Annotated in this window: 15 protein-coding genes; 9 read left to right on the top strand and 6 right to left on the bottom strand. The window is 71.8% G+C overall.

Annotation, left to right across the window (positions count from 1 at the left end; all coding sequences use genetic code 11):
• Nucleotides 1-13: 13 nt before the first annotated feature.
• Complete coding sequence (locus ACIQMV_RS28955) at nt 14-655, top strand: PadR family transcriptional regulator (RefSeq protein ID WP_401868532.1); 642 nt, start codon at nt 14-16, stop codon at nt 653-655.
• Nucleotides 656-692: 37 nt separating this feature from the next.
• On the opposite strand, the gene ACIQMV_RS28950 is transcribed toward ACIQMV_RS28955, so the two are convergent.
• Together ACIQMV_RS28950 and ACIQMV_RS28945 are read right to left on the bottom strand one after the other, a co-directional pair.
• A complete protein-coding gene (locus tag ACIQMV_RS28950) occupies nt 693-2105 on the bottom strand; it encodes a glutamate decarboxylase (protein WP_402596282.1) in 1413 nt (470 codons plus the stop codon).
• 120 nt (nt 2106-2225) lie between these two features.
• On the bottom strand, nt 2226-3509 hold the full coding sequence (locus ACIQMV_RS28945; RefSeq protein ID WP_402596281.1) for an ion channel protein: 1284 nt from the start codon (nt 3507-3509) through the stop codon (nt 2226-2228).
• A gap of 108 nt (nt 3510-3617) precedes the next feature.
• Between ACIQMV_RS28945 and ACIQMV_RS28940 the strand changes: the two genes are divergently transcribed.
• Nucleotides 3618-4379, top strand: a complete 762-nt coding sequence (locus tag ACIQMV_RS28940) for a MerR family transcriptional regulator (protein ID WP_141359609.1) — start codon at nt 3618-3620, stop codon at nt 4377-4379.
• Nucleotides 4380-4421: 42 nt separating this feature from the next.
• Here ACIQMV_RS28940 and ACIQMV_RS28935 read toward each other — a convergent pair whose 3' ends face one another.
• The gene (locus tag ACIQMV_RS28935) at nt 4422-4787 is read right to left on the bottom strand and encodes a YbjQ family protein (protein ID WP_141359608.1); all 366 of its coding nucleotides are present in this window, start codon (nt 4785-4787) and stop codon (nt 4422-4424) included.
• Between the two features lie 161 nt (nt 4788-4948).
• On the opposite strand from ACIQMV_RS28935, the gene ACIQMV_RS28930 reads away from it, so the two are divergent.
• Nucleotides 4949-5881 (top strand): DedA family protein, encoded by a 933-nt coding sequence (locus ACIQMV_RS28930; protein ID WP_401776382.1) that lies wholly within the window; start codon nt 4949-4951, stop codon nt 5879-5881.
• Between the two features lie 21 nt (nt 5882-5902).
• On the opposite strand, the gene ACIQMV_RS28925 is transcribed toward ACIQMV_RS28930, so the two are convergent.
• Together ACIQMV_RS28925 and ACIQMV_RS28920 are read right to left on the bottom strand one after the other, a co-directional pair.
• A complete protein-coding gene (locus ACIQMV_RS28925) occupies nt 5903-7642 on the bottom strand; it encodes a threonine/serine exporter ThrE family protein (protein WP_141359606.1) in 1740 nt (579 codons plus the stop codon).
• Between the two features lie 120 nt (nt 7643-7762).
• Nucleotides 7763-8254 carry an inorganic diphosphatase gene (locus ACIQMV_RS28920; RefSeq protein WP_141366388.1) on the bottom strand — a complete coding sequence of 164 codons (492 nt, stop codon included), beginning with the start codon at nt 8252-8254 and terminating at the stop codon, nt 7763-7765.
• A 79-nt stretch (nt 8255-8333) separates the two neighbouring features.
• On the opposite strand from ACIQMV_RS28920, the gene dacB reads away from it, so the two are divergent.
• From dacB to folE, 6 genes are all read left to right on the top strand, one after another.
• Nucleotides 8334-9950: a D-alanyl-D-alanine carboxypeptidase/D-alanyl-D-alanine-endopeptidase gene (gene dacB, locus ACIQMV_RS28915; RefSeq protein WP_402596280.1), complete on the top strand. Its 1617-nt coding sequence runs from the start codon at nt 8334-8336 to the stop codon at nt 9948-9950.
• 751 nt (nt 9951-10701) lie between these two features.
• Entirely contained in the window at nt 10702-11850 is a 1149-nt protein-coding gene (locus ACIQMV_RS28910; RefSeq protein ID WP_225076911.1) for a zinc-dependent metalloprotease, read from the top strand.
• A 212-nt stretch (nt 11851-12062) separates the two neighbouring features.
• Nucleotides 12063-13259 (top strand): tRNA lysidine(34) synthetase TilS, encoded by a 1197-nt coding sequence (gene tilS / locus ACIQMV_RS28905; RefSeq protein WP_402596279.1) that lies wholly within the window; start codon nt 12063-12065, stop codon nt 13257-13259.
• A 75-nt stretch (nt 13260-13334) separates the two neighbouring features.
• Complete coding sequence (gene hpt / locus ACIQMV_RS28900) at nt 13335-13895, top strand: hypoxanthine phosphoribosyltransferase (protein ID WP_141366386.1); 561 nt, start codon at nt 13335-13337, stop codon at nt 13893-13895.
• Between the two features lie 184 nt (nt 13896-14079).
• Nucleotides 14080-16119, top strand: a complete 2040-nt coding sequence (ftsH, locus tag ACIQMV_RS28895; RefSeq protein WP_402596278.1) for an ATP-dependent zinc metalloprotease FtsH — start codon at nt 14080-14082, stop codon at nt 16117-16119.
• Between the two features lie 120 nt (nt 16120-16239).
• Nucleotides 16240-16845 carry a GTP cyclohydrolase I FolE gene (folE, locus tag ACIQMV_RS28890; RefSeq protein WP_141359601.1) on the top strand — a complete coding sequence of 202 codons (606 nt, stop codon included), beginning with the start codon at nt 16240-16242 and terminating at the stop codon, nt 16843-16845.
• Nucleotides 16846-16901: 56 nt separating this feature from the next.
• On the opposite strand, the gene ACIQMV_RS28885 is transcribed toward folE, so the two are convergent.
• On the bottom strand, nt 16902-17390 hold the full coding sequence (locus tag ACIQMV_RS28885; RefSeq protein ID WP_141359600.1) for a DUF3180 domain-containing protein: 489 nt from the start codon (nt 17388-17390) through the stop codon (nt 16902-16904).
• Between the last annotated feature and the right edge of the window lie 49 nt (nt 17391-17439).

Raw genomic sequence — 17439 nt, 5'->3', positions numbered from 1 at the left:
TAACCTGGAGCGCATGTCAGCGATCCGTCTCCTCGTGCTGGGCGCCGTCCGCCAGCACGGGCGGGCCCACGGCTACCAGGTGCGCGGCGACCTGGAGTACTGGGGCGCGCACGAGTGGTCCAACGCCAAACCCGGCTCGATCTACCACGCCCTGAAGCAGATGGCCGGGCAAGGACTGCTGCACGCGCACGAGACCGCCCCGTCCACGGCCGGCGGCCCGCCCCGCACGGAGTACGAGATCACCGACGCCGGCACCGAGGAGTACTTCCGGCTGCTGCGGGAGGCCCTGGTCTCCTACGGCCAGAAGGCGGACGTCCAGTCCGCGGCCATCGGCTTCCTCGTGGACCTGCCCAGGGACGAGGCGATCGCCCTGCTCCAGGAGCGGATCCGGCGGATCGGGCAGTGGCGGACGTCCGTCACCGAGCACTACGTTCCCGAGGACGGACCCGAACAGCTGGGCCACATCGGCGAGATCATGAACCTGTGGGTCCACACGGCCGACTCCGACGCCGCGTGGACCCGGGGACTGATCGGACGCCTGGAACGCGGCGCCTACACCTTCGCGGGCGAGGGCGAGCCGTTCGTCGGCGTCCTGGCCGAGGGCGAGCGGAACCCGTACGCGACGGGCGAACGCCATCCGGAGGACGACCGCTGATCCCGCACGGCACGGCCTGGGGTCCAAACGAGAGGCCCTAGTGGTGGAAGCCGGTGGCCGCGTTCTTGTCCCGGATCAGCGGGTGCGGCTGGCGGCGCAGTTCGGGCAGCTGGCGCCCGAGGTCCTCCAGGAACAGCTCGGCGAGGTCCGCCGAGAACCCGTTGCGGCAGACCACGCGCAGGACGGACAGGTCCTGCCGGTTCGGCGGGAAGGTGTACGCGGGCACCAGCCAGCCGTTCTCGCGCAGCCGCCGGGAGACGTCGAACACGTCGAAGGCCCGCACCTCCGGCGCCGTGGTGAAGGCGAACACCGGCAACTGGTCGCCGCGGGTCAGCAGCCGGAAGTCGCCGAGTGCCTCGATCCGTTCGGCGAGGTGGCGGGCCACGTCCCGGGTGCTCTGCTGCACCAGCCGGTAGCCCTCGCGGCCCAGCCGCAGGAACGAGTAGTACTGGGCGACCACCTGCGCGCCGGGCCGGGAGAAGTTCAGCGCGAAGGTCGGCATGTCACCGCCCAGGTAGTTGACCCGGAAGACCAGCTCCTCGGGCAGCGCCTCCTGGTCCCGCCACAGTGCCCAGCCGACGCCCGGGTACACCAGCCCGTACTTGTGCCCCGAGGTGTTGATCGAGGCCACCCTCGGGAGCCGGAAGTCCCAGACCAGGTCCTTGTCGAGGAAGGGCGCGATCATGCCGCCCGAGGCGCCGTCGACGTGCACCGGGACGTCCAGCCCCGTGCGTTCCTGGAGGGCGTCCAGGGCCGCGCACAGGTCGGCGATCGGCTCGTAGGAGCCGTCGAAGGTGGAGCCCAGGATGCCGACGACCCCGATGGTGTTCTCGTCGCACAGCTCGGCGGCGGCCCGCGGGTCGAGGTGGTAGCGGTCGCCGTCCATCGGGACCTGGCGGGCCTCGACCTCCCAGAAGTTGCAGAACTTCTCCCAGCACACCTGGACGTTGACGCCCATGACGAGGTTCGGGCGCGCGTCCCGGCCGGGATAGCGGTCGGCGTTGCGCTGCGTCCAGCGCCGCTTGAGCGCCATCCCGGCGAGCATGCACGCCTCGCTCGACCCGGTCGTCGAACAGCCCACGGCGGCCGAGGGGTCCGGCGCGTTCCACAGGTCGGCGAGCATCGCCACACAGCGCCGCTCCAGTTCGGCGGTGCGCGGGTACTCGTCCTTGTCGATCATGTTCTTGTCGCGGCACTCGTTCATCAGGACACCGGCCTGCGGCTCCATCCAGGTCGTGACGAACGTGGCCAGGTTCAGCCGGGAGTTGCCGTCCAGCATCAGCTCGTCGTGCACGAGCTGGGACGCCGTCGAGGGCGGCAGGGGCGTGTCGGCGAGCCGGTGCTTGGGCGGCGCCTCGGCCATCTCGACGGCCGGATTCGCCTCCCCGTAGAAGGGGTTGACGGACAGGGGGCGCTCGTCGGGCTTCTCGTGTCCTTGGTGCAACGGCATGTGGCTGTCTCCTACTGGATCGACGTGATCGATGGGTTCGAGGGGCCGGGGGTGGGGGAGCCGAGGGAGTCGGAGGAGTCGTCGTACGGAAGGTTCGCGGAACCGGGGTGCGGGGCCCGGTCAGCGGACCGCCTTGCCGTCCTTCCCGAGCTGCATCAGCGGCCTGCCGGTCACCAGCAGCCAGGCCGGCAGCGAGGCGGCGCACAGCAGGGCGAGGACGGTCGGCGAGGACACGAGGACCGCGGCCGTGAACAGGCTCACCCAGCCCTGCCGGGTGACGGCCAGGAGCACGCCCAGCACGCCCGCCGCCACGCCGAGCGACTCGGGCACCGCGGGCACGAGGGCGTGCGCGGTCAGCCCGAACGCGGCGCCGACGAACACGGACGGAAAGATCCGCCCGCCGCGGAACCCGCAGGACGCGGCGACGAGCAGCGCGGCCAGCTTCACCACGGCCATGGTCGCGAACTGCCCCGCCGTCCAGGCGCCGGGCTCGCGGGTCAGCTCCGCGACCTCCGACAGCCCCTTGAAGAGCGTGAGGGGACCGCCCAGCACCGCCAGCAGGCCGAGTACGAGCCCACCGGCGGGAAGTGCCAGCATCGGGTGCCCGAGCCGGGAGAAGGCGCGGTGGACGTACGGGAAGGCGTACACGGCGAGCAGGCCGAGCAGCGCGGCCGCGGAGGCGATCACCAGCGCGGCCAGGAGCTCGCCCCCGTGCGGCCGGCCGAGGGGAGGAAGGCCCAGGTCGAAGGTGGGGCGGGAGACCAGCGCCGTGGTCATGGCGCCCGCGGTCCCGGCGGCCAGCGGCGCGAAGAGGCTGTCCCACAGCGCCCCCTTCATCGGCCGCCCGGCCAGTGCCTCGGAGATGACGAGCGCGGCGGCCACCGGGGTGCCGAACAGGGCGCCGATCGTCGCCGCCTCCGCCAGCGCCGGCCACAGCGCGCCCGGCAGCCGGGGCAGCAGCCGGCGGCCCAGCGCGAACGCCAGGGCCACGTTCGCCATGATGATGGGGTTCTCGGGGCCGAGGCTCGGCCCGCCGGCCAGCATCAGCATGGCGGCCACCAGCAGCCCCGGCAGCACGCCCGGCGCCACCGCGGCGGCCGTCAGGCCCAGCGTCGCCGGCTCCGGGCCCGCGTGCCCCGGCGCCCTCCACACCACGAGCCCCACCAGGACGCCGGTCGCGGTGAGCACGACCAGCATCCACACCACCGAGTAGCGCCCGATGCCCAGGGCATCGGGCAGGCTTTCCCACAAAACCCCCTGTAACTGCTCCGCCAGCCCGCTCACCAGCAGGAACAGCAGACTGGAGCCGACCCCGACGGTCAGTGCGGGCAGGAGCAGCGGCAGCAGGGCGCGGGCCGGGGTCGCCGGGGCGGGCGGTGCCTGCTGTGCGGTGTCCTGGGCCACGGGCTCACGATAAACGGACGAAAGCGACACAACGTCCGAGCGAAACACGCTTGCACCTCACGTGGCGTGAGGAGCCACCGTGGACCGCGTACCGAGAAAGGAGCGGAAGTGAGCTACTCCGTGGGACAGGTCGCCGGATTCGCCGGAGTGACGGTGCGCACCCTGCACCACTACGACGACATCGGCCTGCTCGTCCCGGGCGAGCGCAGCCACGCGGGCCACCGGCGCTACGGCGACGCGGATCTCGACCGGTTGCAGCAGATCCTGTTCTACCGGGAGCTCGGCTTCCCGCTCGAGGAGGTCGCGGCCCTGCTCGACGACCCGGAGGCGGACCCCGGCGCGCACCTGCGCCGACGGCACGAGCTGCTGACCGCCCGGATCGAGAAGCTGAGGAAGATGGCCGCGGCCGTGGAGAAGGCCATGGAGGCACGCAGGATGGGCATCGATCTCACGCCGGAGGAGCGGTTCGAGGTCTTCGGCGACCACGACCCCGAGCAGTACGCCGACGAGGTCCGGCAGCGCTGGGGCGACACCGAGGCGTACCGGCAGTCCCAGCGCCGTACCGCCTCGTACACCAAGGAGGACTGGAAGCGGCTCACCGAGGAGCAGGACGCGATCCACCGGCGCATGGCGGCGCTGCTCGACGCGGGCACGCCGGCCGGTTCCGAGGCCGCCATGGACGTCGCCGAGGAACACCGCCGGTTCATCTCCGGCAGCTATTACGACTGCGGGCACGAGATGCACACCTGCCTGGCGCAGATGTACGTCGCCGACCCGCGCTTCACCGCGACCTACGAGAAGATCCGGCCGGGCCTGGCCGCCTACCTGCGCGAGGCGATCCTCGCCAACGCCGAGCGCCACACCGCGTAGGAGACCGGGGGCCCGGGTCCCCGCACCCGGGCCCCCGGCCGGTCACTCCCGGGCCAGGACCACGGCCGTGCCGTAGGCGCACACCTCCGTGCCGACGTCCGCCGCCTCGGTCACGTCGAAGCGGAAGGCCAGCACCGCGTTGGCGCCCCGCGCGCGTGCCTGCTCGACGAGCCGTTCCATGGCCTGGTTGCGGGTCTGCACCAGTGTCTTGGTGAGCCCCTTGAGCTCACCGCCGATCATCGATTTCAGACCCGCTCCGATCTGGCTGCCCAGGTGCCGGGAGCGGACCGTCAGTCCGAAGACCTCGCCGATGACCTTCTCCACCCGGTGGCCGGGTACGTCGTTCGTCGTCACGACCAGCACGTCCGGCTGGGGCTCCTGGCCGCCGCCGTATTCATCGATGTTCATGGCGCACAGCTTGGCGTGAGCGGACCGCGCAGCGCCATCCCCCGGGCACCCGTGGAACCTTGGGCGTATACCTTGCGTTGGTAGCTTTGTGCGGCACCGCACGAGGCCCCGCCTCGACACCTCGACGCCGCACACCCCATCCCCCTCAGGAGTCCGGAACCGTGACGACGCTTGCCCTCGGCCCGAGCTGGCTGGATCCGAACCACCTGCTCAACTCGTTCGGCATCTGGGGACTGCTCCTCATCGTCTTCGCCGAGTCGGGTCTGCTCATCGGCTTCTTCCTGCCGGGTGACTCGCTGCTGTTCACCTGCGGTCTGCTGATCACGTCCAAGCAGCTGGACTTCCCGCTGTGGGGTGCCATCGGCCTGATCTGCCTCGCCGCGATCCTGGGCGACCAGGCGGGCTACATGTTCGGCAAGAAGGTCGGGCCGTCGCTCTTCAACCGGCCCGACTCCCGCCTGTTCAAGCAGGAGAACGTCACCAAGGCGCACGAGTTCTTCGAGAAGTACGGCCCGAAGTCCCTGGTCCTGGCCCGCTTCGTGCCCATCGTGCGCACGTTCACGCCGATCATCGCGGGCGTCAGCGGCATGCGGTACCGCTCGTTCCTGGTCTTCAACATCATCGGCGGTGTGCTGTGGGGCGCCGGTGTGACGCTCCTCGGCTCCTGGCTGGGCAACATCGGCTTCGTCAAGGCCAACATCGAGGCGATCCTCATCCTGATCGTCCTCGTCTCGGTGGTCCCGATCATCATCGAGTTCCTGCGCGCCCGCTCCAAGGCCAAGAACGCCCCCGAGGAGCCGGCCGCCCCCGTCCAGCAGCCCGCCGACCCGTACCAGCAGCAGCACGCGCAGCAGTTCCAGCAGCCGGTCATGGACGACGCCACGACCCGCCTGCGCCGCATCGAGCCGCCGCACCAGTACGGCAACCAGAACCACGCCCCGCAGGAGCAGCAGCAGTACGGCTACGGCCAGCAGTACGCGCAGCCGTACCCGCAGCAGCAGCCCTACCCGCAGCAGTCCTACGGCGAGCAGCAGGGCGACTACGACCAGAACCCGCAGTACCCGGACAACGGCGGCTACTACCGCGCCCCGTAGAGCACCGGTCGGACCCGCGGGTCAGAACCCGCGGGTCCGCTTCGCGGCCCGGCGCCCCGCGGCCGAGGCGGCGCCCGGCACCTTGAGGAACAGCCGGGAGATCTCCGAGCCGAGGTTCACCCCGATCGCGATGGCCATGGCGAGCGACACCGCCTTGGCCAGCGAGACCAGTCCCTTGTCGACGTGGTTCTGCGCGATCGACAGCAGACCGAAGTACGTCGCCGAACCCGGTAGCAGCGGCCCTATCGCGGCGGTCGTGTACGGCAGCGCGGAGGCGAACCGGTAGCGGGACAGCAACTGCCCGAACAGGCCCACCAGGCCCGCCGCCACGGCCGTGGACGCCACCGGGGAGATGTTGCCGACGTCGTGCATGGCGCCGTACACCGACCACGCGACACCGCCGTTGAGCGTCACCAGCAGCACGGTGGACCGCTCCTGCTGCAACAGCACGGCGAAGGTCAGCGACAGCAGCATCGCGGCGACGATCTGGAGCACCGGCCGCCGGCTCATGGCGAGCGCGGCGTCGGGATCGAGCGCGGCGCCCAGCTTCACACCGAAGTACAGGACCAGCAGGACGCCTGTGACGATGCCGACGAAGAAGTACATGACCTCCAGCAGGCGCGCGGAGGCGGTGATGTAGAAGCCGGTCAGCCCGTCCTGCACGCCCGCCACCAGCGCCCGCCCCGGCAGCAGCGCGAACAGTCCACCGGTGATGACGGCGGACGCCTTCACGTCGACGTGCGCCACGGTGAGCGCGACGCCGAGCGCGGCCGGCGGCATCGCGGCGACCGTGAACTGGTAGAACTCCGGCAGCCCGCGCCCCGCGCACAGCCACGCGAGCCGGTCGCCGAGCATCGCGCCGAGCGCCGCGGCCACGAAGACGATCAGGTCGCCGCCGACCAGGACGGAGGCCGTGCCCGCGAGCAGCCCGGCGGCCGCGGTCAGCGCCCAGCCGGGGTAGGGGTGCCGGTTGCGGCGGATCTCCGCCAGCCGCCGGTAGGCCTCCTCGAGAGAGAGGTGGGTCTCCGGATCGCTCAGGTCGTCGACGAGCCGGAAGACGGCCGCCAGGCGCGTGTAGTCGGTGCCCCGGCGGCGTACCGTCCGCGACGCCGTCACGGGATCGTCCACCAGGGACGGCTGGTGGGAGATCGACAGCAGGGTGAAGGTGACGGTCGGCTCGCAGCGGTCCAGGCCGTAGGAGCGGCAGACCGCGAACATCGCCGCCTCCACGTCCTCGGCGCCCTCACCGCCCGCGAGCAGCAGCTCGCCGATACGCAGGGTCAGGTCGAGCACGCGCGGGACGGCGGGACCTTCCTCCTCCGCCTTCTGCACCGGTTCGGGCGCGGGCCGGTCGGCCACCGACATGCGCAGCATGGTGCGCATCCGGTCCTGCCAGGGCACGTCCTTGGGCAGGTTGACCGCCGGGATGCCGCTCGCCGGGGTGAAGGCGGGCGGGGCCTGGCGGGCGCTGTAGGTCCGCGGCGTGCTGAAGGCGGACCCCTCCGGCTCCACGGCCGGCGGCGGCGTGACGTCGAGCCCGTCCGGCACGGCGAACTCGGACGTGGTCTCCGACTCGGTCCCCGTCCTGAGCGCCGTCAGCCCCTCGGGCACGGCGAACTCGGATGTCGTGGACGACTCGCCGTCGGCCGCCGGTACGACCGGAATCACCTGGGTCGCCTGGGTCACCGAGGGCCCGGCGGGAACCCTGAACGCACTCCGCGCCTCGTCCGACTGCGGCTTGCGGTCCTCCGCGTCCGTCACTGAGTAATGCTCCCTGAACGAAACCTTCCGTCAGCCTCAGTATGCGCAGACGGACGTACAGGTACGCGAACGGCCGCACCGCCCCCGTGGGGATGGTGCGGCCCGTGGGACGCGCGGGGCTCAGTGACCGCCGTGCTCCTGGAAACGCTTGATGGAACGCTCGATCTCCGCCTCGGCGTCGGTGCGGCCCACCCAGTCGGCGCCCTCGACGGACTTGCCGGGCTCCAGGTCCTTGTAGACCTCGAAGAAGTGCTGGATCTCCAGGCGGTCGAACTCCGACACGTGGTGGATGTCCCGGAGGTGCTCCACCCGCGGGTCGGACGCCGGCACGCACAGCAGCTTGTCGTCGCCGCCGGCCTCGTCGGTCATCCGGAACATGCCGATCGCGCGGCACTTGATGAGGCAGCCGGGGAAGGTCGGCTCGTCCAGGATGACCAGCGCGTCCAGCGGGTCGCCGTCCTCGCCGAGGGTGTTCTCGACGAAGCCGTAGTCGGCCGGGTAGCTGGTCGAGGTGAAGAGTCGACGGTCCAGGCGGATCCGACCGGTCTCGTGGTCCACCTCGTACTTGTTCCGCGAACCCTTCGGGATCTCGATCGTGACGTCGAACTCCACCGGTGGCTCCTCCATGATCAGCACATAGTTCTGGTGATTAAGTGTCCCTCACGCAGGTGTGTGATCGCGAAAGGGGCTGGTGGTCGTGCCGGAGCTGAGAGCCTGGCGGGCCGCGAGACCGCGCCTGGCCCGTCTCGCACGGGCCGCACGGCTGCGGCTCGTACGGGCCGCGCGGGCCGTGAAACCGCGGGTCGCGCGGCTCACGGGGACCGTCGGGTCGCGGCTCGTTGAGCCGAAGACCTGGCAGTACACCGCGGGTGCCGCCACGGCCGGGCTGGCACTCGCGGCCGGTGTGGTGACCGCCGCCGGGCCCTGGGACTCCACCGGCCAGCGTACGGCCGAGCGGGACCGGGCCGCGGCACTGGGGCGCACGGGTGGCGCAGATCACGGCCGCGAGACCGGTACGCCGGATCCGTCCCGTACGTCCGACGCGTCCAGGTCTGTGTCCGACGGCGGGGCGAAGCCCGCGCCCAGCGCCGTGCCGGTGCTCGTGGGTCTCGGCGGCTCCGGCGACCCGGTGCGGACCGCGTCGGACGCCTCGGCCGTCGCGGCCGCCCTGGACCCGCTGCTGGGGGACTCCGCCCTCGGCACCCACCACGCCGCGGCCGTCGTCGACATCACCAGCGGCGAGCGGCTCTACGGCCAGGACGCCGGCGACCCGCTCGTCCCCGCCTCCACCACCAAGATCGCCACCGCCGTCGCCGCGCTGTCCGCCCTCGGCCCCGACCACCGGCTCACCACCCGCGCCGCCCTGGAGCCCGACACCGGGAAACTCGTCCTGATCGGGGGCGGCGACCCCACGCTCACCGCCCGCAAGGACGCCGGGAACCTGGCGAGCCTGCGCACCCTCGCCGCCGACACGGCGACCGCGCTGACCAGGCGCGGCGTGACCGAGGTGACGCTCTCGCACGACACCACCCTCTACGCCGGTCCCCTCCTGCACCCCATCGGCGTGAACGACAACCTCGCCCCGGTCAGCGCCCTGATGACCGACGAGGCCCGCACCGACGGCTCGGCCAGCGGCCCGGCCCCGCGCGTGGCCGACCCGGCGGCGGACGCCGCCCGCGCGTTCGCCGACCTGCTGTCCGGCCACGGCATCCGGACCACGGTCGCCGGTCCCGCCAAGGCGTCCGGCCGCGCGGAGACCCTGGCCACCGTCTCCTCGCCCCCGCTGTCGAGCCTGGTCGAACGGATGCTCACCAACAGCGACAACGACCTCGCCGAGGCCCTGGCCCGCCAGACGGCCGCCGCGACGGGCGGACGGGCGGACTTCGACGGGGGCGCCGCCGCGATCGCCGCCCAGCTGAGGAAACTCGGCCTGCCCCTGACGGGCGCCGACTTCCACGACGGCAGCGGGCTCAACCGCGCCGACCGTCTCACCGCGGACCTGCTCACGGCCCTGCTGGCCAAGGCGGCCGATCCGGCCGACCCCGGCCTCCGCCCGGTTCTCACCGGCCTCCCGGTCGCCGGCTTCACCGGCACCCTGACCAGCCGCTACGCGGACGGCGCGGCCGGGCTCGTACGGGCGAAGACGGGCACGCTGACGGGCGTCAACACCCTCGCGGGCACGGTCGTCTCCCGCAACGGCCACCTGCTGGCCTTCGCCTTCCTCGCCGAGAACACCACCGGCCCGGACGCAGCCCAGTCGGCCCTGGACCACGCCGTCACGACCTTGGCCACCTGCGCCTGCGACTGACCCCCCACAGCTGCTCCATCCCCGTCCGACCCGCGCAACCCGCCCCGGCCGCACCCACGACGCCCCTGCCGCTCACGGACCCACGGAGCCCGCGGCACCGGCGCAGGAGCCTGCCCGGCTGCCGCCGCGCGGCTGTGGCGTCCCCGCGTCCGGCAGGGGGCGTGCCGCCGAGCCCCGCCGCGCGGGCATCGGTGGACCACCGCCCCGGTGCCCGCAGGGCAGGCCGTGCATGGCGCCGGGGGACGGGGGCGCACGACCGGCGCGCCATTCGGGGCACGGCCAGTCGGGCATGGGGCCGGACCGGCCGCGTCGGCCTTGCACGCTCGCAATCGGTCCTCCGCCAGGGCCACAGGGCCGGCGCAGCCCGTCCGCTGCCGCCGCACGGCCGTGGGGTTCCCGCGTCCGGCAGGGGCCGTGCCGCCGGGCCCCGCCGCGCGGGCGTCGGTGGATCACCGCCCCGGCGCCCGCACGGGCACGGCTACGGCGCCGTGGGGCGGGGGCGGCGTACGACCGGCGCGTCAGTCGGGCACGGGCCGGACGGGCCGTGTCCTCTGCCACGGCCGCACCACGGCCGGCCCAGCCCGTTCAGACACCGTCCGGCCGCCGCCGTCCCCGCCGTGAGTCAGGCTCGGCAGTCCCGAATGTCCCGGACGCGACTCGGCGCAGCCAGGACCACGGCCGGAACACAAAGGGCCCCCCAACCCAGCGTCACGGCCTGCCCCCAACGGCAGTGCTCACGTACCGTTGACACATGACGAGCATCGGTGGTGCTGCAACTCCCGGGATGGTCGACTGGAATCTCGCGGTCGCGACCGCGACCCGGCTGGTACGGCCGGGTCCCGAGGTGAGCCGGGACGAGGCCCGGGACGTCGTCGCGGAACTGCGCCGGCACGCCAAGGCGTCCGAGGGACACGTCCGCGGGTTCACCCGCCTGGGCACCCACGAGGCCCACGACACCCCCGTACTCGTGGTCGACCGCCCCGGCTGGGTCCGGGCGAACGTCGCCGGGTTCCGCGAGATCCTCAAACCGCTCCTGGACAAGATGCAGGAGCGACGCGGCGGCACCCCCGGCGGCGCGGTCCTCGGCGCCGTCGGCGGCAAGGTCACCGGCGTGGAACTCGGGATACTGCTGTCCTTCCTCGCCTCCCGCGTCCTCGGCCAGTACGAGACCTTCGCCCCCGCCACCCGCGACCTGCCGGCCGGCGGTCCCCCCGACTCGCCCGGCGGCGGCGGCCGGCTGCTGCTCGTCGCCCCCAACATCGTCCACGTCGAGCGTGAACTCGACGTCGACCCGCACGACTTCCGCCTGTGGGTGTGCCTGCACGAGGAGACGCACCGCACGCAGTTCACCGCCGTGCCCTGGCTGCGCGACCACCTCGAGGGCGAGATCCAGTCCTTCCTCGCGGAGACGGACGTCGACCCCATGGCGCTCCTGGAGCGCATCCGCGAGGCCGCCCAGTCGCTGGCCGGCGGCCGCCCCGAGGGCGAGGAGGACGACGGCGGCCACTCCCTGGTCGAGATGGTCCAGACCCCGGCCCAGCGCGAGATCCTCGGCCGCCTCACCGCCGTGATGTCCCTCCTGGAGGGCCACGCCGACTACGTGATGGACGGCGTCGGCCCGGACGTCGTACCGACCGTGGCGGAGATCCGCGAGAAGTTCCAGCAGCGCCGCGCCAGGGGCGCCTCCCGCCTGGACATGGCCCTGCGCAAGCTGCTCGGCCTGGACGCCAAGCTGCGGCAGTACCGCGACGGCGAGCGCTTCGTACGCGCGGTCGTCGAGCAGGTCGGCATGGACGGCTTCAACCGGGTGTGGACCTCCCCCAACACCCTCCCCACCAAGGCGGAGATCTCCAAGCCGGCGGACTGGATCGCACGGGTGCACCGCAGGGCCGAACCGTGACCACGAGTGCGAGGGAGCGCGAGGGCCGGGAAAGCGCGCCGCCGAATCCGGCCTACGGCAGGAGAACGCCACTTCAATCACTCGTCCGAGGGACCGTGAGCCATGCGTAGGCGTGCAATGCTCGGGGAGCGGCCTGTTTCTGTCACCATCGACGCACTCTGAGTGACCGATATCGGGCTCACCCCCCGAAGACTCTGTGAAGGGAACCGGACATGGGTCCCCATCCTGCGGTCGCGGCGATACGCCTGGCGGTACGCCGCGTCCTCCACGACATCCTCGACGAACAGCTCTCGTCCCACCCCGCGCCGGCGCCCGCGCCCGCCCGGCCGGGCCCCCTGCCCGCGCAGCTCCCCGGACAGCCCCCGCACGGCGCGTCGACGCCGGGCCCCGTCCGGGCGCCGGCCCCGCAGGCCTCCCACGGCTCGCCGGCCCCGCAGGCCGCATTGGCCTCGCCCGCCGCCGCACAGGACACACCGGCCCCCCACGAGCGTCCGCCGTCGCCGCTCGTGCTCGTGGCCTGCTCCGGCGGCGCCGACTCCATGGCGCTCGCCTCCGCCCTCGCCTTCGAGGCCCCCAAACTCGGCATCCGGGCCGGCGGCGTCACCGTCGACCACGGCCTGCAGGCCGGCTCCGACCTGCGCGCCGAGGAGGTCGCCCAGCGGCTGCGCGGACTGGGCCTGGACCCGGTCGAGGCCGTCGCCGTCAGCGTCGGCCGCGAGGGCGGGCCCGAAGCCGCCGCCCGCGCCGCCCGCTACGCCGCCCTCGACGCCGCCGCCGAACGCCACGGCGCCCACGCCGTCCTGCTCGGCCACACCCGCGACGACCAGGCCGAGACGGTGCTCCTCGGCCTCGCCCGCGGCTCCGGCATCCGCTCCCTGTCGGGAATGGCCGCGGTCTCGGGGGCCGGCGGCCGTTACCGCCGCCCCTTCCTGCACATCGACCGGCAGACCGCCCGCAAGGGCTGCATGGTCCAGTCCCTGCCCGTCTGGGACGACCCGCACAACACCGACCCGGCCTACACCCGCTCCCGGCTGCGCCACGAGGGCCTCCCGGCCCTGGAGAAGGCCCTCGGCAAGGGTGTCGTGGAGGCCCTCGCGCGCACCGCCCAGCTCTCCCGCGACGACGCCGACGCCCTCGACGCCTGGGCCGGTCAGGCCGAGGCCACCGTCCGCGACGACGCCGGCCGCCTGGAGTGCGCCAAGCTGTACGCCCTGCCCCCCGCCGTACGCCGCCGCATCCTGCGCCGGGCCGCCATCGACGCGGGCGCTCCGGCCGGTTCGCTGTTCGCCCGGCACATCGAGGAAGTGGACCGGCTGATCACCGGTTGGCGCGGCCAGAAGGCCATCAACCTCCCCGGCAGGGTCGTCGCCCAGCGGCAGGGTGGCAGACTGGTGATTCGGCAAGGCTGAATCGGGAACCTCGGCCGGCCCGCTGACGCGGAGCCCGGAGGAGGACCGTCAACGCCGGTGAGACGACCGAAAGTGATGCGGGTGGACGCGAAAGACATGGGTGCCGACCTCGAGAAGGTGCTCATCACCAAGGAAGAGATCGACGCGAAGCTGGCCGAGCTGGCGGCGAAGATCGACGCGGAGTACGCGGGCAAGGACCTGCTGATCGTCGGCGTCCTCAAGGGCGCGGTGATGGTCATGGCGGACCTCGCCCGGGCGCTGTCCACCCCCGTCACCATGGACTGGATGGCCGTGTCCTCGTACGGCGCGGGCACCCAGTCCTCCGGCGTCGTGCGCATCCTCAAGGACCTCGACACCGACATCAAGGGCAGGCACGTCCTGATCGTCGAGGACATCATCGACTCCGGGCTGACCCTCTCCTGGCTGATCTCCAACCTCGGCTCCCGGGAGCCCGCCTCCCTGAAGGTGTGCACGCTGCTGCGCAAGCCCGAGGCCGCGAAGGTCGCCATCGACGTGGAGTGGGTCGGTTTCGACATCCCCAACGAGTTCGTCGTCGGCTATGGCCTGGACTACGCCGAGAAGTACCGGAACCTGCCGTTCGTCGGTACGCTCGCACCCCACGTCTACGGCGGCTGACCCCGAAGGGCTCAAGCGCGGTACGTGATCGGGAACCCCGGCGGCACCGAAGCCGTTGGAGCAAGCAGACGGGTACGTCGGCCCTACGGTGCGGCTTCGAGCCCCAATGCTGGGGTACCGTCAGAAGAACTGTCTTATCAAACTCACTATGGCAGGAGGGACGGGGCGACACCGCTCCGTATGGATGGACGTGAAGCGATACTTCCGTGGGCCGGTCATGTGGATCGTGCTGGCCGTCCTTGCCGTGGTCGTGTTGATGAATGTCGTCGGTCAGTCCGGCGGCTACAAGACGGTGGACACGGGCAAGGTCGTAGCGGCGATCAATGACAACAGGGTCCAGCAGGCCAAGCTGACCACGGGCGACGAGCAGACCATCAAGGTCGAGCTCAAGGACGGCCAGAAGGTCGACGGCAGCTCGAAGATCCAGGCGAGCTACATCGGCGACCAGGGCGTGACCATCGCCAACACGCTGCAGACCAAGTACCAGGACAAGCAGATCCCGAAGGGCTACACGGTCTCGCCGTCGAAGCAGAGCCCCTTCGTCGGCATCCTGCTCTCCCTGCTCCCCTTCGTTCTCATCGTGGTCGTCTTCCTGTTCCTGATGAACCAGATGCAGGGCGGCGGCTCCCGGGTCATGAACTTCGGCAAGTCCAAGGCCAAGCTCATCACCAAGGACACCCCGAAGACGACGTTCTCGGACGTGGCGGGCGCCGACGAGGCCGTCGAGGAGCTCCACGAGATCAAGGAGTTCCTCCAGGAGCCGGCCAAGTTCCAGGCCGTCGGGGCGAAGATCCCCAAGGGCGTGCTGCTCTACGGCCCGCCCGGCACCGGCAAGACCCTGCTCGCGCGTGCCGTCGCGGGCGAGGCCGGTGTCCCGTTCTACTCGATCTCCGGTTCCGACTTCGTCGAGATGTTCGTCGGCGTCGGCGCCTCCCGCGTCCGTGACCTGTTCGAGCAGGCCAAGGCGAACGCCCCGGCGATCGTCTTCGTCGACGAGATCGACGCGGTCGGCCGTCACCGCGGCGCCGGCCTCGGCGGCGGTCACGACGAGCGCGAGCAGACGCTGAACCAGCTGCTGGTCGAGATGGACGGATTCGACGTCAAGGGCGGCGTGATCCTGATCGCGGCCACCAACCGGCCCGACATCCTCGACCCGGCGCTGCTGCGTCCGGGCCGATTCGACCGCCAGATCGCCGTGGACCGCCCCGACATGCAGGGCCGTCTGGAGATCCTGAAGGTCCACCAGAAGGGCAAGCCGGTCGCGCCCGACGTCGACCTGTCCGCCGTCGCCCGCCGCACCCCCGGCTTCACGGGTGCCGATCTGTCCAACGTCCTGAACGAGGCCGCGCTGCTGACGGCCCGCAGTGACAAGAAGCTGATCGACAACCACATGCTGGACGAGGCGATCGACCGTGTGGTCGCCGGCCCGCAGAAGCGGACCCGGATCATGTCGGACAAGGAGAAGAAGATCACCGCGTACCACGAGGGCGGTCACGCCCTGGTCGCGGCGGCTTCGCCGAACTCCGATCCGGTCCACAAGATCACGATCCTGTCCCGCGGCCGGGCCCTCGGCTACACGATGGTCCTGCCCGACGAGGACAAGTACTCCACGACCCGCAACGAGATGCTGGACCAGCTCGCCTACATGCTGGGCGGCCGCGCGGCCGAGGAGCTGGTCTTCCACGACCCGACCACGGGCGCGGCGAACGACATCGAGAAGGCCACCACCACGGCCCGCGCGATGGTCACCCAGTACGGCATGACCGAGCGTCTCGGCGCGATCAAGTTCGGCGGCGACAACACCGAGCCGTTCCTCGGACGTGAGATGGCTCACCAGCGCGACTACTCGGAAGAGGTCGCCGCGCTGGTGGATGAGGAAGTCAAGAAGCTCATCGAGAACGCGCACAACGAGGCCTGGGAGATCCTGGTCGAGAACCGGGACGTCCTCGACAACCTCGTCCTGGCCCTCCTGGAGAAGGAGACCCTGGGCAAGGAGGAGATCGCCGAGATCTTCGCCCCGATCGTCAAGCGGCCGCCGCGGCCCGCCTGGACCGGCTCCTCCCGCCGCACCCCGTCCACCCGCCCGCCGGTGCTCTCCCCGAAGGAGCTCGCACTGACGAACGGGGCCAACGGCTCGACGGCGGCGATCAGCACCGTCAAGTCCACGGCGACGGAACCCGCCCCGGCCACGGAGCAGGTGCCGGAGGACCGTTCGGACAACTGACCGGAGCCCGCGCCGGGCCCCCAACGGCCCCGGAATGCATGCCGCGCCCCCCAGGTTCTAGCCTGGGGGGCGCGGCATTTCGCATGTCCGCAGATCAGACACACAGGAACGAGGCTTCACATGACCGACCCCGTGACGCTGGACGGCGAGGGCTTCCTCGGAGAGTTCGACGAGAAGCGTGCCGAGAACGCCGTGCGCGAACTCCTCATCGCGGTCGGCGAGGACCCGGACCGTGAAGGCCTGCGGGAGACTCCGGGACGGGTGGCCCGTGCGTACAAGGAGATATTCGCGGGACTGTGGCAGCAGCCCGAGGACGTGCTGACGACGACGTTCGACCTGGGTCACGACGAGATGGTGCTGGTCAAGGACATCGAGGTGTTCTCGACCTGCGAGCACCACCTCGTACCGTTCCGCGGTGTCGCGCACGTCGGCTACATCCCGTCCACCAGCGGGAAGATCACGGGGCTGTCGAAGCTGGCCCGGCTCGTGGACGTCTACGCCCGCCGCCCGCAGGTGCAGGAGCGGCTCACCACCCAGATCGCGGACTCGCTGATGGAGATCCTGGAGCCGCGCGGGGTGATCGTCGTGGTGGAGTGCGAGCACATGTGCATGTCGATGCGGGGCATCCGCAAGCCCGGCGCGAAGACCATCACCTCGGCCGTGCGCGGTCAGCTGCGGGACGCGGCGACGCGGAACGAGGCGATGAGCCTCATCATGGCGCGCTGACGCGGACGGCGCCCGGCCGCGCCCGCCCGCTCACCCGCGTACGCCGCCCGCCGGGCTCATGCCGTCGGTTCCGACCCCGGCGGGTTCTGGTCGTCGTCCTCCGGGAGTTTGCAGACCCGTTCGAGGAACAGGGCGGCGGCTATCACCGCGATGCCGGCGAGGACCGAGAAGCCGGCGTAGACGGCCTGGTCGCGGCGGGCCGGGATGTCGAGGAGTTCCAGCAGGGCGACGCCCGTGCCGCCGTACACGCCGGCGACGAGGGCGGCGACCAGGGCGCTGGCCTGGCCGAAGACGACCGCGCGGGCGGCCATCATGAGGTCGACGCCCTTGGCTCCGGGCCGCCGCTCGCGCTGGGCCTTCAGCCGGGCGCGCAGGGAGAGCGCCGTGGACAGGAGGACCGCGGCGATCAGTGCGAGGACGATGGGGGCGGCCAGCGGGACGCCGGGGAGTGTCCCCACCGCGTTCCACAGCCGGGCGCCCGCCCAGGACAGCACCCCGGCGACGACGAACACGCCTGCCAGCACCCTGATACGCAGCTCTCTCACGGTGTCCCTTCAGCTCCCCCGGACCGAGGCCGGTCGCAGACCTTGCGTC

It is taken from the genome of Streptomyces sp. NPDC091412, from assembly GCF_044756885.1.
In the GTDB taxonomy this organism is placed as follows: Bacteria; Actinomycetota; Actinomycetes; order Streptomycetales; family Streptomycetaceae; genus Streptomyces.
Note: the sequence above shows the minus strand (reverse complement) of the source record. Positions and strands in the feature narration are given on the sequence as shown.